Origin of the sequence: Caulobacter segnis (genome assembly GCF_029543125.1) — a bacterium.
Taxonomy (GTDB): domain Bacteria; phylum Pseudomonadota; class Alphaproteobacteria; order Caulobacterales; family Caulobacteraceae; genus Caulobacter; species Caulobacter segnis_D.
The window spans coordinates 455,409-470,979 of sequence record NZ_JARQWW010000004.1 but is presented as its reverse complement, the minus strand read 5'-3'; the positions used below and the strand labels follow the sequence as shown (position 1 = coordinate 470,979).

General features: G+C 68.4%; 16 protein-coding genes. 7 read left to right on the top strand and 9 right to left on the bottom strand.

The features are described 5' to 3' along the window. Positions 1-133: 133 nt before the first annotated feature. Both nadA and P7B02_RS14960 read right to left on the bottom strand, forming a co-directional pair. Positions 134-1,219 carry a quinolinate synthase NadA gene (gene nadA / locus P7B02_RS14965; protein WP_431355818.1) on the bottom strand — a complete coding sequence of 362 codons (1,086 nt, stop codon included), beginning with the start codon at positions 1,217-1,219 and terminating at the stop codon, positions 134-136. A 166-nt stretch (positions 1,220-1,385) separates the two neighbouring features. Beyond that, entirely contained in the window at positions 1,386-3,746 is a 2,361-nt protein-coding gene (locus P7B02_RS14960) for a hybrid sensor histidine kinase/response regulator (protein WP_277787142.1), read from the bottom strand. Positions 3,747-3,894: 148 nt separating this feature from the next. On the opposite strand from P7B02_RS14960, the gene P7B02_RS14955 reads away from it, so the two are divergent. Together P7B02_RS14955 and P7B02_RS14950 are read left to right on the top strand one after the other, a co-directional pair. Continuing rightward, a complete protein-coding gene (locus P7B02_RS14955) occupies positions 3,895-4,374 on the top strand; it encodes a Dps family protein (protein WP_277787141.1) in 480 nt (159 codons plus the stop codon). A 55-nt stretch (positions 4,375-4,429) separates the two neighbouring features. Further along, positions 4,430-5,557 (top strand): cell wall hydrolase, encoded by a 1,128-nt coding sequence (locus P7B02_RS14950; protein ID WP_277787140.1) that lies wholly within the window; start codon positions 4,430-4,432, stop codon positions 5,555-5,557. A gap of 3 nt (positions 5,558-5,560) precedes the next feature. On the opposite strand, the gene trxB is transcribed toward P7B02_RS14950, so the two are convergent. Together trxB and P7B02_RS14940 are read right to left on the bottom strand one after the other, a co-directional pair. Continuing rightward, a complete protein-coding gene (gene trxB / locus P7B02_RS14945) occupies positions 5,561-6,562 on the bottom strand; it encodes a thioredoxin-disulfide reductase (RefSeq protein WP_277787139.1) in 1,002 nt (333 codons plus the stop codon). 49 nt (positions 6,563-6,611) lie between these two features. Continuing rightward, a complete protein-coding gene (locus P7B02_RS14940) occupies positions 6,612-7,331 on the bottom strand; it encodes a glycosyltransferase family protein (RefSeq protein WP_277787138.1) in 720 nt (239 codons plus the stop codon). Positions 7,332-7,429: 98 nt separating this feature from the next. On the opposite strand from P7B02_RS14940, the gene P7B02_RS14935 reads away from it, so the two are divergent. From P7B02_RS14935 to P7B02_RS14920, 4 genes are read left to right on the top strand one after another with little or no spacing between them, the layout of a single operon-like run. Beyond that, positions 7,430-8,491 carry an N-acetylneuraminate synthase family protein gene (locus P7B02_RS14935; protein WP_277787137.1) on the top strand — a complete coding sequence of 354 codons (1,062 nt, stop codon included), beginning with the start codon at positions 7,430-7,432 and terminating at the stop codon, positions 8,489-8,491. Beyond that, positions 8,488-9,444 (top strand): hypothetical protein, encoded by a 957-nt coding sequence (locus P7B02_RS14930; protein ID WP_277787136.1) that lies wholly within the window; start codon positions 8,488-8,490, stop codon positions 9,442-9,444. The genes P7B02_RS14935 and P7B02_RS14930 overlap by 4 nt, the downstream gene beginning before the upstream one ends. Next, positions 9,444-10,625 (top strand): ATP-grasp domain-containing protein, encoded by a 1,182-nt coding sequence (locus P7B02_RS14925; RefSeq protein ID WP_277787135.1) that lies wholly within the window; start codon positions 9,444-9,446, stop codon positions 10,623-10,625. The genes P7B02_RS14930 and P7B02_RS14925 overlap by 1 nt, the downstream gene beginning before the upstream one ends. After that, positions 10,612-11,310, top strand: a complete 699-nt coding sequence (locus tag P7B02_RS14920) for a class I SAM-dependent methyltransferase (protein WP_277787134.1) — start codon at positions 10,612-10,614, stop codon at positions 11,308-11,310. The genes P7B02_RS14925 and P7B02_RS14920 overlap by 14 nt, the downstream gene beginning before the upstream one ends. Here P7B02_RS14920 and P7B02_RS14915 read toward each other — a convergent pair. The 5 genes from P7B02_RS14915 to P7B02_RS14895 form a co-directional block, all read right to left on the bottom strand. Further along, positions 11,307-12,557: an NAD(P)/FAD-dependent oxidoreductase gene (locus P7B02_RS14915; RefSeq protein ID WP_277787133.1), complete on the bottom strand. Its 1,251-nt coding sequence runs from the start codon at positions 12,555-12,557 to the stop codon at positions 11,307-11,309. The two genes, P7B02_RS14920 and P7B02_RS14915, sit on opposite strands and share 4 nt — an antisense overlap. Before the next feature lie 42 nt (positions 12,558-12,599). Continuing rightward, on the bottom strand, positions 12,600-13,589 hold the full coding sequence (locus P7B02_RS14910) for a mitochondrial fission ELM1 family protein (RefSeq protein ID WP_277787132.1): 990 nt from the start codon (positions 13,587-13,589) through the stop codon (positions 12,600-12,602). Beyond that, positions 13,580-14,053: a transcription elongation factor GreA gene (greA, locus tag P7B02_RS14905; RefSeq protein ID WP_277787131.1), complete on the bottom strand. Its 474-nt coding sequence runs from the start codon at positions 14,051-14,053 to the stop codon at positions 13,580-13,582. The genes P7B02_RS14910 and greA overlap by 10 nt, the downstream gene beginning before the upstream one ends. A gap of 103 nt (positions 14,054-14,156) precedes the next feature. Beyond that, positions 14,157-14,378, bottom strand: coding sequence for a hypothetical protein (locus P7B02_RS14900; protein ID WP_277787130.1), 222 nt, complete (start codon positions 14,376-14,378; stop codon positions 14,157-14,159). Between the two features lie 38 nt (positions 14,379-14,416). Beyond that, entirely contained in the window at positions 14,417-15,082 is a 666-nt protein-coding gene (locus P7B02_RS14895) for a glutathione S-transferase family protein (RefSeq protein WP_277787129.1), read from the bottom strand. A 140-nt stretch (positions 15,083-15,222) separates the two neighbouring features. On the opposite strand from P7B02_RS14895, the gene P7B02_RS14890 reads away from it, so the two are divergent. After that, complete coding sequence (locus P7B02_RS14890; RefSeq protein ID WP_277787128.1) at positions 15,223-15,522, top strand: hypothetical protein; 300 nt, start codon at positions 15,223-15,225, stop codon at positions 15,520-15,522. The last annotated feature ends 49 nt before the right edge of the window (positions 15,523-15,571 follow it).

The following is a 15,571-nucleotide window of genomic DNA, read 5'->3' as shown; positions in this document are numbered from 1 at the left end:
TTTGCGGCGCCCGGGGCCCCCCCCACAAAACCCAGCCCCCCCGCGGGGGGGGGGCCCCCGGGCGGGGGGGGGGGGGCCCCGGCCCCCTCCGTCCTACGGGACACCTCCCCCTGAGGGGGAGGATTTAGAGATGTCAGATCAGCTCCACATCCACATGGTGGCGCGCCTTGACCAGGTCGTAGCGGGCCGGCTGAGCCGGGGGCGGCAGGTCGATCATCCGCTGGACGGCCAGGCGGGCGCGGTCGGCGATGGCGGGATCGACCGTCACCTCGAACTCGTCATTGACCAGGGCGTCGTAGATGTTCTGCAGGGTGATCCGCTTCATGTGCGGGCACAGGTTGCAGGGGCGGACGAACTCGGTGTCCGGCGCGTCGGCGGCGACGTTGTCGGCCATGGAGCACTCGGTGATCAGGACCACCTGCTTCGGCTTCTTGGACACCACATAGTCGTTCATGGCGGCGGTGGAGCCGGCGAAGTCCGACACCTCCAGCACCTCGGCCGGGCATTCGGGGTGGGCCAGGACCTCGGCGCCCGGATAGGCGGCCTTGATCTCCAGGATGTCCTCGGCGGTGAAGCGCTCATGCACCTCGCAGCGGCCGGCCCAGGCGATGATCTTCACGTCGGTCTGGCGGGCGACGTTGCGGGCCAGGAACTCGTCGGGGATCAGGATGACCCGATCCACGCCCCATTCCTTGGCGGCCCACTCGACCACCTGCACGGCGTTGGCGCTGGTGCAGCAGATGTCGGTCTCGGCCTTCACGTCGGCGGTAGTGTTCACATAGGTGACAACCGGAATGCCCGGATAGCGCTGCTTGATCAGCGCCACGTCGGCGCCGGTGATCGACGAGGCGAGCGAGCAGCCGGCCTCCAGGTTCGGGATCAGCACCTTCTTGTCCGGCGACAGGACCTTGGAGGTCTCGGCCATGAAGTGGACGCCGGCCTGGATGATGACGGCGGCGTCCGATTTGGCGGCCTCCTTGGCCAGGGCCAGGCTATCGCCCACGAAGTCGCCGACCCCGTGGAAGATCTCGGGCGTCATGTAGTTGTGGGCCAGGATGGCGGCGTTCTTCTCGCGCTTCAGCCGGTTGATCTCCGCGATCAACGGCGCGTGCAGACGCCATTCCAGGGGGCTGACATGGGACTTCACCTTCTCCCACGCGGGAGCGGTGAGGGCTTCGACCTCGGGGGTGAAGACCAGGTGGGCGGAACCGTCGGCCATGTCCATCCTCCTTATGCTCAAAGTGAGCATTAGTGGGGCCACAAAAAACGCCGGGCCGAGAGCGCCGGCGCCCGACTTATGCTGAAAGTGAGCAAAAGTCGTTTAAGACATATAAACGTCAAACCGGGTTCCGGAAAGAGGGGCGAATCAAAAAGGCTTGGCTGGCTCAGGCCGAGGCGCTGGCGGGCTGCGACTTTTCCATTGCCTGAGAGATGGCGGCGGCCAGGGCGTCGAGGGCGTAGGGCTTGCGTAGCAGAGGCCAAGGCGCGGCCTCGGCCAGGGCCAGGGTTTCGCCGGTGTAGCCGCTGGACAGCACAACTGGCAGATCTGGCCGCTGCTCGGCAAGGGCGCGGGCCAAGTCCACGCCGCTGGCGCCGCCAGGCATGATCACGTCAGTGATCACCAGTCCGACCTCCGGGGTCGAGGCCGCAACATGCAGGGCCGCATCCACATGGTCGGCGCGGATCACGGTGTGGCCCAGCTCGGCCAACATCGTCTCCACCAGCTCGCCCACGTCATGGTCGTCCTCCACCAGCAAGACGGTGAGGCTGGCCTGCGGGCGTGGGGTGTCCGGCGTCGCTGAAGTCTCCACCACCCGGACCGGCTCGCTGACCATGGGCAGCAGCAGGGAGACGGTGGCCCCTTCGCCCGGGGCGCTGTCGATGGTCACGCCGCCGCCGCTCTGCTTGGCGAAGCCATAAACTTGCGACAGGCCAAGGCCGGTGCCCTTGCCCACCGGCTTGGTGGTAAAGAACGGTTCGAACACCCGGGCGGCGGTCTCGGCGTCCATCCCCTGGCCGTCGTCATGGACCGAAATCTTCAGATATGGCCCGGCGGGCAGGCCGCCGATGGGGGGCTCCTTCAGGCATTCGGTGCTGATGGTGATGCGGCCGCTGGGCGCCGCGTCGCGAGCGTTGACAGCGAGGTTCAGCAAAGCCGCCTCGAACTGGCTGGCGTCGATGCGAGCGGCGCAGCTCTCGGCGTCCATGGCCAGCTCCAAGGCCACCGCTTCGCCGATGGCCCGGCGCAGCAGGGGCTCCAGCTCGGTGATCAGGGCGTCGGCGTTCAGCACTTCCGGCCGCAGAGGCTGCCGGCGCGAGAAGGCCAGGAGCTGCTGGGTCAGGCGCTCGCCCCGACGGGCGGCGGACATGGCGGCCTCGACCAGGCGCTCGCGGCGGCGCGCGTCCTCGGGATGCTTCAGCACGATGTCGAGCGCGCCGATGACCACGGTCAGCAGGTTGTTGAAGTCGTGGGCCACCCCGCCGGTAAGTTGGCCCACCGCCTCAAGCTTCTGGGCCTGGATCAGGGCGGCCTGGGCGGCGTCGCGTTCGGCCAGGGCCACCTCGGTCCGCTCAGTGAGAGACAGGTTCACCTGAGCCAGTTGTAGTTGCGCCTGCTTGGCCTCGGTGATGTCGAAGCCGATGCCGATGAAGCCGATGAACTCGCCGCCTGGACCGTAGCGCGGCTGGGAATAGGATTTCAGCCAACGCCATTCGCCGTCGGCGCGGCGATAGCGGGCCTCCAGTGAAAAGGGCTTCATGGACCCTTCGCCCGCCACCTGCTCGTTGAGGATGCGAGGCAGGTCGTCGGGGTGCAGCACGTCGCGCCAGTCCAGATCGAGGGCAGCCTCGAAATCCATGGCCGCGAACTCAACATAGGCGCGGTTGACGAACTCGCGCCTGCCGCCCAGGCGCGACACCCACATCAGGGCCGGGGCGCTGTCGGCCAGGGCGCGGAAGCGGGCCTCGCTCTCACGCAGGCCGGCTTCGGCGGCGCGCCGGTCAGTCACGTCGAAATTCACCCCGATCAGGCGGCGGCCGGTCTCCGGATCGTCGGTGACCTCGCCCCGGCTGTGCAGCCAGCGTTCGCCGGAGCCGGCGGGTTGGGTCAGGCGGTATTCGATCTCGTAGACACCGCCCTTCTCGATCGCGGACAGCACGCCGTGGCGCACCCGTTCGCGGTCGGCCTCGTCGATGTGCGCCAGGAAGCCCTCGAAGCTCGGGGTCTCCGTCGGACCGATGCCGACATTGCGACGGAAGCCCGAGGACCAGTGGATCTCGCTGGTGGCGAGGTTCCATTCCCAGACCCCCAGGCCGACGGCCGCCTGGGCCAACTGCAGGCGGGTCTCGCTGGCGGTGAGGGCCTGTTCGGCGTTCGTGCGGGCGCGGGTCGCTTCATCCAGACGGATGATGGTGACCCTCAAGGCCTCCGCCGCGGCGGCGGTGAGAGCCGCCGCGAGCAGGTAGAGAATGAGCGCGCCCTGCTGCAAGGCGGTCAGAGCCTGACCCGTGCCGCCCACCCATCGCCACCAGGTCACCGCCGCGCCAGCCGCGATGCAAACGGCGCCCCAGCGCCAGCCGCCATAAAGGGTGGCGACGATCAGGGCTGGAAAGAAGGCTTGGGTGGGGCTGATCCCGGTCGAGATGCCGGCGACCACGAGATAGAGCAGAAACGCCCCGCCGACGGATGCGGCGGTTACGGCGAATCCGCCCAGAAATCCCGGCGATCGGATGGGAGCCAGCCGCATCGCCAGGAGTTCTGGTCGAAACGCGGGCTTGCGGGCGCCGTCCCTCGACATTCGGGCGTTTTACCTCCGAAAGCGCAGCTTCCGCCCTGCTACATCTTGTCACCAAGATGGACGACCATACCTTAGCGATGCAACAGAGGAGATACCTATGCCGGCCAAGATCAACACGGGGTTCACCGACGCTCAACGCAAGGCGATCGGCGAGGCCCTGTCCAAGGTGCTGGCCGACAGCTACGGCGTCTATCTGAAGACCCACGGCTACCACTGGAACATCCGCGGCCCGTATTTCCAGTCGCTGCACGTGCTGCTGGAAGGCCAATACACTGAAGAGTGGACGGCGCTCGACACCATCGCCGAACGCCTGCGCGCGCTCGGGGTGGCGGCTCCCATGGGCTACGGCGCGTTCGGCAACCTTTCCTCCATCCGCGACGGTGATCCGGAGAACGGCTGGGAAGCGATGCTGACCGAGCTTCTCAAGGACAACGAAGCCCTGATCGCCACCCTGCGCTCGGCCGTCGAGCCCGCGGAGGAAGCTGGCGACGAGGCCACGGTCGATCTGATCACCCAACGTCTGGCTGCCCACGAAAAGCATGCCTGGATGATCCGCGCGACCCTCGACGGGAAATAGGCTTCTGCGCGCGCGCCTGGCCAAGGGGCTCGCTCTCGCCGCGGCGGTCACCGCCGTGGTCGGGCTGGGCGCGTGCGCGAGCCGTTATTACCTGGCCCGGGGATCGGGCAAGGCGGAGGGCGTGGCCGCCACGGCGCGCGGCCTGTCCGACCGAGCCTTCGGCCGCCTGACCGCCGACATGGACGATGCGGCCCTGGCCGTGGCGCGACGGCATGATCCGGTTCCCCGCCTGGACTACTGGGGACGGGTTCCCGGCTGGGAGCGTCTCGATCTCAAGACCCTGCCGACCCTGGCCCTGACCACGATCGACTTCGACACCGCCCGCAAGATCAACGCCTTCAAGGCCGCCGCGCCTCTACCGCCGGCCCCGGCCCGCCCCTTTGTGCTGAAGGCTGGCGGGGCGGAGCGGGACCGGGCCCTGCAATGCCTGTCCCAGGCCGTCTATTTCGAGGCGGCCTATGAGCCGCTGGAAGGCCAGCAGGCCGTGGCCCAGACGGTGCTCAACCGCATGCGCCACCCGGGCTATCCCAAGTCCGTCTGCGGCGTGGTGTTCGAGGGCTCCCAGCGCACCACCGGCTGCCAGTTCAGCTTCACTTGCGACGGATCGCTGGCCCGGCCCCTGAATCCGGCCATATATGCCCAGGCCCAGGCGGTGGCTCGCCGGGCCCTGAACGGATTTGTGCTGAAGAGCGTGGGGACGGCGACGCACTATCACGCCGACTACGTCGCGCCGTATTGGGCGCCGACCCTGGTCAAGCTGCGCCAGATCGGAGCGCACATCTTCTATCGCTGGACGGGGCCGTCGGGTGAGCCGGCAGCCTTTACCGGCCGCTACGCCGGCGGCGAGCTCAAGCTTGATCCGGCGGTGCTGACCGGTTTCGACGCCCGAATCCAGAACCCGACGCCGGGCTCCATGGTGGTGGACGGCAAGGCGGTGGGCACCAAGGTCGTGACCATTCCCGGCCCGACCGGACGCATCGAGGTGGTTCAGGTTCCTGACGCCGCCGCGCCGGACGGCATGCGCACCCGCGTGCGCACCACGCTCGCCGGGCGTCGTCAGGCGACGCCGGAGGAGATGGAGCAGATCAATGCGCGGCTGAAGGCGCTGGAGGAGCGCATGCGGCCTTCGGCGGAGGCTGACCCGGGCGCGCCGATCAGCACCGCGCCGCCGAAGCCGCAGTAAGCCCTACCAGGCTCCGATCTTCTCGGCCTCGGCGTGGCTGATCGGGTGGTTGGCCTTGGCGTGATCTTCCTCGGCCAGGAAGCGCACGGCCTCCAGCGCGGCCATGCAGCCCATGCCGGCGGCGGTGACCGCTTGGCGATAGACGTCGTCGGTGACGTCGCCGGCGGCGTAGACACCCTTTACGGCGGTCGATGCCGTGCCCGCCTTCACTTTCAGATAGCCGCTGGAGTCCATCTCCAGCTGGCCAGCGAAGAGCTGCGAAGCTGGGGCGTGGCCGATGGCGATGAACACGCCGTCGCAGGCCAGGTCGCGGGTTTCGTCGGTCTTGATGTTCTTCAGACGGACACCGGTGACGCCCATCGGATCGCTTTCGCCCTTCACCTCGTCGAGGACGCTGTCCCAGACCACCTCGATCTTCGGGTGGGCCAGCAGGCGCTCCTGCAGGATGCGTTCGGCGCGCAGCTCGTCCTTGCGGTGAACCAGGGTGACCTTGCTGGCGAAGTTAGTCAGGAACAGCGCCTCTTCAACGGCGGTGTTGCCGCCGCCGACCACGACCACTTCCTTGCCGCGATAGAAGAAACCGTCGCAGGTGGCGCAGGCCGAAACGCCAAAGCCCTGGAACTTGGCCTCGCTCTCGATGCCCAGCCACTTGGCCTGGGCGCCGGTGGCGATGATCAGGGTCTCGGCCAGCCACTCCTCGCCGCTGTCGCACTTCACGTGGAAGGGACGCTTGGACAGGTCCACCGACAGGACGATGTCGTTGATCATTTCCGTGCCCACGTGCTCGGCCTGGGCGCGCATCTGGTCCATCAGCCACGGACCTTGGATGACGTCGGCGAAGCCCGGATAGTTCTCCACGTCGGTGGTGATGGTCAGCTGGCCGCCCGGCTGGATGCCGGCGATCAGAACGGGCTTCAGCAGGGCGCGCGCGGCGTAGATGGCGGCGGTGTAGCCGGCGGGGCCTGAACCAATGATCAGGCAGCGAGTGGTGCGGGGCTGGGACATGGCTCCTATGTAGCGAAGATTCTCCGCCGTTGGAGTCGTCGTGGCGGGCCTAAACCGCTTTCTGGATCACGTCGCTGTTAAGGGCGGCCCAGTCCGGGCGGGCGTCGAGCACAGACACCACCTCGCGCCAGCCGAAATCATCACCGCCGAAGTGATCATAGAGGCGTTCCGCCAGGGCCAGATCCGCCGGTGTGTCCACGCACAGGCGATAGGCGCCGCCAGCTCCGTCGGCGGCCACGCGTTGTGTCGTGAAGCGGTCAGGCTGGTTGCGGATGAAGGGGGTGACGTGCTCGCGATCGTGGGTCGAGGCCGCCTCGGCGGCCGCCGTCTCCAACGCCGCGCGGGTGAAAACCTCTACGTCCAGGCCGCGCGGATAGACGCCAGGGGCGTCGAGCGTGGCGTAGTCGACCCCAGTTTCGGCGCGGCGCGCCACCACAAGATCGACCAGCTCGGGGTCGATGAACGGACAGTCGGAGGTGACGCGGACGATGATGTCCGCCCCGGCGAAGCGGGCGGCGTTGAGGAAGCGGGCAAGGACGTCATCTTCGGGGCCATCGACCACCGGGAAGCCGAGCGGAGCGCAAAGCGCGCGGATCGGATCGGACACGGGCCCTTCCGGAGAACCGACCACAACCCGATCGATCCGCCCGGCGCGAGACAGCCGCGCCAGATGCCGCGCCAAAAGCGGCTGGCCGGCCAGCGGCTTCAGGATTTTTCCGGGCAGGCGCTCGGAGGTCATCCGCGCCTGGGTGATGGCGACCGTGGTCATGGGGCAAAGGTATGCGGTCGGGGTTTGCAATCTGCAAACCTGCTTGCTGGTTTGATGCGCCGATTCATCAGATGGTCGCGGCCTGGAGGCGCGTATTCATGGCCAGGATCAAATTCGGCGACCGGCACATCGGCGAGGGCGAGCCCTGCTATCTGGTGGCCGAGATCGGAGCCAATCACGACGGCGATCCGGAAAAGTGCCTGGAGCTGGTGCGCCTGGCCGCGGCGGCGGGCGCCGACGCGGTCAAGCTGCAGACCTACACCGCCGCCGAACTGGTGGCCGACCCGCAGCGGGTGATCACCTGGGGCCCCGAGGAGCAGGAACGCTCCGAGACCATCGGCGGGCTGTTCGATCGCCTGGCCCTGCCGCGCAAGGCGCACGCCGCGATCTTTGCCGAAGCCAAGCGCCTGGGCGTGACCATTTTCTCCACGCCCTTCAGCCTGGACGGCATCGGCTTCCTCGCCGGGCTGGGCGTGCCGGGGTGGAAGATCGCCTCGTCCGACATCCAGTACGGCGGGATGCTGGACGCTCTGGCCGCCACCGGCCAGCCGGTGATCATGTCCACGGGCAAGCACACCTTGGCGGAGGTGGACGCGGCGGTCAGCCGCCTGCGCCGCGGCGGCTGCAGGGAGTTGGTGCTGCTGCACTGCATCGCCCAGTACCCGGCGCCGATGGACGAGATGAACCTGCGCTCCATCCCCGCGCTGCAGGGCATCTATCCGGACGCGGCGGTTGGACTGTCAGATCATTCCATCGGCGTGACAGCCGGGCTCGGGGCCGTGGCCCTGGGCGCGCGGATGATCGAGAAGCACTTCACCTACAACAAGGCGGCCGACGGGCCGGACCACTGGTTCAGCGCCGACCCTGCCGAGTTCGCCGCCCTGGTGCGCGGGACGCGGGAGATGGAGGCGGCGCTGGGGGGCGTGCGTCTCGGCGTCACCGAGAGCGAGATCGCCGAGCGGCGCAACGCCGTACGCTCGTTGGTGACGGCGCGGCCGATCAAGGCGGGCCAGCCGGTGACCGCCGAGGACCTTACGGCCCTGCGTCCCGGCTGGGGCGTCAACCCCATGCAGATGGAGTCCGTCCTGGGTTTGGCGCCCGGCCGCGACCTGCCGGCGGGCCAGGTGCTGACCTGGGACGACTTCAAGCCGGCGCCATGATCGTCTGGTGCGCCGCCGGCCCGGACCTCGGCGTCGGGCACCTGTCGCGTTGCGCCACTCTGTGCCGGGCCTTGGTCGATGCAGGGCAAGCGCCTTTGCTGTTGGTCGAGGCGGCGCAGGCCTATCCGGCGTTCGCTTCGCGGGCGAAATGCGAGGTCGCGTGGGTTGAAGGTCGTGAGGCGGCCTGGGCGGTGCTGGCTTCGCGGAGCGGCGGCCTGCTGGTCACCGATCTGTTGGGTCTGAGCGTGGCGGATTCCGCGCGGGCGAGGACGCTGGGTTTCGGGGACCTGGCCCATATCAACGACAGTCTCAACGGCTACGCCGCCGACCTTCTGGTGGACACTGATGTGACGCCTTCGGCTGCCGCGCCGGCGGGTGTCGAGGTATTGGCGGGGGCGGCTTGGCACATGGTGCGGTCCGACGTGACGGCCGCGCGGCCGGCGATCCCCTGGTGGGGGGCGAAGGCGGAGACCGTCCTGCTGGCCTTCGGCGGAGCGGATCCGGCGCGGGCGACAGAGGCTCTGGTCGCCAGTCTTGCGGACGGTCCCCTGAAAGTAACGGCGGCGCTCGGGCCAGCCATGCCGCAATCGCGCAAGGATGCTCTACGCCGAGCTCGCGGCGCGACCTTCGTGGACGCGCCGGAGGCCATGTCGGAGCTGATCCTGTCGCACGACCTGATCGTCACTCTCGGTGGGCTGACGAGCTACGAGGCCATGGTGCTGGGGCGGCCGGTGGCCTGCGTCTCATGGCGCAATATGGCGCCCTATGTGGCGCTATTGGCGCAGGCTGGCGTGGCGGCGGATCTGGGACTAGTCGAGACGGCCGCTTCGGCTGTGCTTGCCCTGGCCGAAGATGGCCCGAGGCTTTCCGCCCTGGCCCGGAAGGGGTTCGAGACCGTTGACGGAGAGGGCGCGCGACGGGTGGCTGAAGTCCTCATTGGGAAGGTGGCGTGATGCGGCGCGTGCTGGCGGTGGGGGCGGGTCCCGAACAACTGCATCCCATCCGCATCGCCAAGGCGGCGGGGCTGGAGGTGGCGGCGGTGGACCGCGATCCCGCCGCGCCGGGGTTTGCGCTCGCCGATATCTCCCGGCCCATCGATGTGGCGGATAAAGCGGCGGTGATCGCCTTCGCGCGCGATTTGGGAGTCGAGGCGGTTCTGCCCGCGCCGATCGGCCGGTTTCTGACGACCGTGGCGGCGGTGAACGCGGCCCTGGGGCTGCGGGGCATACAGCCGGATGCGGGGGCGGCCTGCGCTGACAAGCGCCTGGCCCATGGCATCCTTTCGGCGGCGGGCGTCCCGGTGGCCGCGCAGGCGGCCATCGACGGGCCGGAGCAGTTGGCGGCGGCCGTGGCGGCGGTGGGCGTCCCTTGCGTGGTCAAACCCACCTTCGGTTCGGGCAGCCGGGGCGTGGCTCTCTGCGCAACGGCGGATGAGGTCGAAGCCGTGGCGGCTTCGGGCCATATCGGGCCGGGCGAGGCCTGGCTTGTCGAAGCGGCGCTGCAGGGGACCGAGTATGGGGTGGATGCGGCGATCTACGCTGGCGTGTTCACCGGCTTGCTGGTCCGAGAGAAGGTCATGACACCGGCGCCGAGCCGGCAGGAGCTGACCTACATCCATCCGGCCCGCGTACCGCACGAGGCGTCGGCGGCACTAGCAGCGGTCGAAGGAGCGGCGCGGGCCATCGGCCTGACGGATTGCCTGATCAACGCCGACGTCATGGTCGATGCGGCCGGGCGGGCCAGCCTGATCGAGATCAGCGGTCGAGCGCCGGGAAACAACATCACCACCCGAATCTATCCGGCGATCCACGGCGACGACCTGATCACCGCCGCGCTTAAGGCCTTGGAGACGGGAAAGCCGCTGCCGCATCCCGGCGAAGGGCGGCCGGTGGTCTTCGCCTTCCTGCCGACGCCGCCGGGGCGGGTTCTGTCGGTGGGGGCGACACCCGACACGCCTGGGCTGTTGGACATTGAGGTCCGCCTCCGCCCTGGCGATGTGCTGGATGTGCTGCGCACCGGCACGGACGCCATGGCCAGGGGCTGGTTGATGGCGACGGGGCGCGACTCGGAAGAAGCTCTGGCCAATTCGCGGAAAGCCCTCGCGGCTCTGGAGATCGAAATTGAGCGCCTCTGACACCCAGCTTGCTGATCGCAGCCGCGACTTCTGGAGCGACGCCATCCGCAAGCACCGGCTGCTCTATCCCGACAGCGAGGTGATCCGCTTCATGGCGCGCATGGCGCCGGACCGCGCGGCCAACGCCGGCAAGGCGGCCCTCGACATCGGCTGCGGCAGCGGCCGGCACATGCTGCTGCTGGCCGACTACGGTTTCTCGCCCGTGGGTCTGGATTTCAGCGCCGACGCCCTCGCCGCCGCCAAGGAGGGCTTGGCCGAGCGCGGTGTCACCGATGTGCGGCTGATCGAGACGCCGTTCCAGGACGCCGAGATCGCCCCGGCCAGCCTGTCGGTGGTCATCGCGTACGGGGTGTTCTTCATCGCCTCGCCGCAGTCCTGCGCGGCTGATCTGGCCCGAGCCTATGAGGTGCTGGAGCCGGGCGGCGCGCTGATGATCAACTTCCGAGATCCCGAGAGCTGGTTCTTCGGCCTGGGCGTGAAGCTGGGCGAGGGCTTTTACGCACTCGACGAGCGGGCCGGAGCCTATGCGGGCAGCAACTACCTGTTCCTGGATGAGACCCAGTGCGAGCGGCTGGTGACGGCCGCCGGATTCGAGATCGTCAATCGCGAGGGGATCACCCTGTTCAAGAACGACCGCAAGGAGCGGCACGTCTGGAACAACTACTGGCTCCGGAAGCCGGTCTAGGCGGTGAGCCGCGTTTCGGCGGGCGTCAGGGCGCGCGACAGGGCTGCCGAAATCTCCGACAGCTTGTCGACCTTGGCGTAGGCCTCCCATGCGCCGGGAACGAACGACGTTCCAAACCGTGTGTTCAGTGCCGAGCGCAGGAGGGTCAGGGCGTTGACGCATTCGGGCGGCTGGTAGCCCCAGCGCGGCGCGACGCTTGAGGCGAGCTGATTCCCAATCGACAGTCGGCCAAACAAGCCGACCAGATTTTGCAGTTCCTGCCGCAGGGCGCCGTCGTCCGCTTCAGCTACGCATTCAGCGGTCAGCAGCACCTCGCCGGCGCTCTCGTAGAGGAAAGCGCGGAAGACCACGCCTTGGGCCGTGAAGTTATGAAGGAAGAACGGCGCGGGCCCGTCGAAGGTCGCGTGGAAGACGTGGGTGTGAAACAGCTTTGCGCGGGGACGCGGCGTTGGCAGGTGCATGGCCTTGAACAAGGGCGTGGGGTTGCCGGCCCAGACAAGAACCTCCTCTTCGGGGACTTCGGCCAAGGCTTGGCGCGGCGAGACCAGGGTCCCCTCGGAAACCCTCACGCCGGCGGAGGTGAGGGCGCGTCGGCAGTCGTCGAAGAAGCGCACATAGCCGGAGACGGGCATGGCCCCGGTCTGGACGCTGGTCCGCCCCCACAGCTCCCGGGGGATCCCGTAGAGGTCGTCATAGGTCGGGTCGCCCTGCTTTAGCGCGGCCAAGGCGTCGATGTTGCAGCCCGCCGGGAACACGCGGCGAAGGCCCATGGTCGCCACGGCGGAGACGTGGAGCGCGGAGGCCGCCTCGCCCACATGCCAGGCGCAGTAGCGTTCGATCGCCTCGTTGATGCACGCCGGGTAGGCGGCGATGCGATCGGCGAGGCTGTCGCCGGCTCCTAACGGGCGCAGATGCACGGTGTCCGAGGGCAGGACCGGGCCGCCGAAACTCTCCATGGCGACCATGCCGCCGTCCGCGGCGGGACTGACCGAGCCGTAGCGAAGCGGTGATTCAACGAACTCCAGGCCATAAGCCTCGAGCAGCCGGCGGGCTGGGTCGTTGCGGTCGCCGAAGTAGTAGGCGCCGTCGCGTATGTCGAAACCGTCCACGGTCTTCGAGCGGGCGACGCCGCCGAGGCCTTCCAGGCGCTCGAACAGGGTGATGTCGCGAAAGCCCAGGCGATGCGCCTCGAACGCGGCGAGGATGCCGGTCATGCCGCCGCCGACGATGCGGACCTTCTTTTCCACCAAGCCGCCCCCAACCTGAGCGAAACGCCCAGCGGCGGGAGCTTAGGTGATTCCCATCCGCCCCAGCACCTCCGCCGCCAGGCGGTCGGTTTCGGCCAGGGGGGCGTAGGTCCAGCCGTGGAAATGGCCGCCGAAGGGGCGGGCGGCGCCGTGGTCCTCCAGGGACTGGTGGAAGGCGCGGAACTTGCGGCTATCGCCGTCCATCTTCAGGACGAAGACCGGCTTGCCGGTGCCGGCGGCCTCGACCGCCATGTTGGTGCTGTCCTCGGTGACGCAGATGTAGTCGGCAGCTGCGAGGAAGGCGAAATAGGGGTTCGGCCCCTCGCCGTCCCAGATCACGCCGGGCAGGTGCTTCAGCCGCGCCGTCATCAGGGTCTTGGCCTCGTCCGGGGTGCGGCGCGAGAAGGTCATCATCAGCGAGCCGCCGTCGTGCTCCAGCGGCAGGACCAGGTCGCGGGCGATGCCGGCGGCGCGGGTCTGCGACAGGTCGAAGGCTTTGGACCGGCCGCCGATCAGCACGGCGACGCGGGGATGCGGCAGGCGGTTCAGCTTGCGGGCGAAGGCCTTGTGCTCGGCGGCCAGGCGGGCGGCGGTCACCCGGTGGGGCGAGCCGACGATGGGCAGGACGTTGTCGCCGGTCAGGCGGTCGTGCTTGGGCGGTGCGACCAGGTCGAACAGACGGGAGGGGGCCTTGGGGTCCTGCAGCTGGACCACGAAGGTCTTGCCACGGGACCAGCGCTTGACCCGGATCGACAGGGGGATGCTGGCGCGGCCGCAGCCGATCCAGATGTCGGGCCAGGGGCCGACGATGTCGCTTTCCGGCTTCAGCGTGGCGCGCGGGAAGGGGTGCAGCCGCCAGGGCAGGCGGCCCCAGTTCCCGCGATAGCCGATGCGCTTGACGACGATGCGGGCGCGGGTGAGGCGAGCGATCGCCTCGGCCAGGCCGACGGCCTGGGCCTCGATGCCGGCGCGTCCGTCCGAAACCGCCCAGATGACGAGCGGTTCGGACGGCTTGTCCGGTCCTAGATCCACTCGACCTTGAGGATTTCGTAGGCCTTCACGCCGCCGGGGGTGTTCACCTCCACGACGTCGCCGGTCTCCTTGCCGATCATGGCGCGGGCGATGGGCGAGGCGATCGAGACGCGGCCCGACTTCACGTCGGCCTCATGCTCGCCGACGATCTGGTAGCGGGCCTCTTCCTCGGTGTCCTCGTCGACGACGCTGACGGTCGCGCCGAACTTCACCTGGGTGCCGGAAAGCTTGGAGACGTCGATGACCTGGGCGCGGGCGATCTTGTCCTCGATCTCGGCGATGCGGCCTTCGATCCAGCCCTGGCGCTCCTTCGCGGCGTGATACTCGGCGTTTTCGCTGAGATCGCCATGCGAACGCGCTTCTGCGATGGCGGCGATGACGTTCGGCCGCTCCACAGTCTTCAAACGCTTCAGTTCTTCGTCGAGGGCGGTGTAGCCCCCGGCGGTCATCGGGACTTTTTCCATTGCGGATTTAGCTCGGGTCGCCCTGGGTTTGATTTCCGGCCGCGGGCGCGGACGTCCGGGGGCTGAGAGGATAGGGGGGCATTCCCCCCGGATCAAGGGTTGTTCAGGGAAGCTTCACCGGCGGTTGATTTTCCTCGACTTTCCCGCGGCGGCCCAGACGGGCGTAGCCGTATAGGATCAGGCCGATCAGTCCGACCCCAAGCCCCACGAACACCACGACTCCGATGGCGGCCCCCAGGACGTAGAAAAGACCAAGGACGATGACCGCCGCGATGGCGGCGATCACGGCCAGTATAAGGCCGCCGGCGAGGGAGGTGCGTTTCATGCCGCCCTCAACGCACCACCAAGGCGAAGGTTCGCCGATCAGGCGTAGGCGTAGGGCCCGCCGCGCTCCAGCGCCCGCTGATAGGCCGGCCGCGCGTGGATGCGTTTCAGGAAGGCGGTCAGCTTCGGCTTGTCCGGCCCGAAGGGGGCGCGGGAGGCCGCGGCCTCCAGCGGGAAGCTCATCATCACGTCGGCGGCGGTGAATTCCGGCCCGGCGAACCACTCGGACCTGGACAGGGTGTCCTCCCAATAGGCCTGCTGCGCCTTCAACTGCGGATCGACGAAGCCGGTCTGGGCCTTGGCCGAGATGCCCTTGACGATCGGCTTCAGCAGGGCCGGGGCGCGTTCCGGGAGGACGCCGAACACCAACTTCATCAGCAGGGGCGGCATGGCCGACCCCTCGGCGAAATGGAGCCAGTGGGTGTAGGCGCGCTTGTCCGCCGTGCCGGCCGGCGGGACCAGGCGGCCGGCGCCGTAGGTCTCCAGGATGTATTCGACGATGGCGCCGGTCTCGGCCACGGTGATGTCGCCGTCGGTGATCACCGGCGACTTGCCCAGCGGGTGCACGGCCTTCAGCTCCGGCGGCGCCAGCATGGTCTTGGCGTCGCGCTGGTAGTGCTTGATCTCGTAGGGGACGCCCAACTCCTCCAGCAGCCAGAGCACGCGCTGCGAGCGGGAGTTGTTGAGGTGGTGGACGGTCAGCATGGCGTTCCCCTGATCATTGTTCAGGTCACTGTGCATCAGCCGCGCGGCGGCGCAAAGCGCTGGCGAACAACGGGCCATGAGACGGGGGAGACGCTTGGCCGCATGGTCAAGCTGGGCCCTTGCCGAGTAAGGCCAAACGCATGTCCGAGCCGAAAAAACGCCGTTTTCCCGTCCGTCAGATCGCCTCCCTCGCGGCGGCGGCCCTGCTGCTGTTCATGGTGGTCTTCCTGCTCACCGCCAACTGGGGACGCGGCGAGGCGGACGCCAGCGGCAAGTGCCGCGACGCGGTGGGCCTGGCCGCCTACACCCAGGACGGCTGGCGGACCATCAAGGACACCTGCACGGCCAGCGAACTGGCGGCCCTGACGGCGGAGTTCAACGCCAACGGCGTGTCCACCGAGCACATCGACCTGGCGCGTCGGATGCAACAGGCGGAATAGATTTGGCTCGGTCGGTCGGCCGATCCCAAAAGCCGCTCATCCCGCCCCC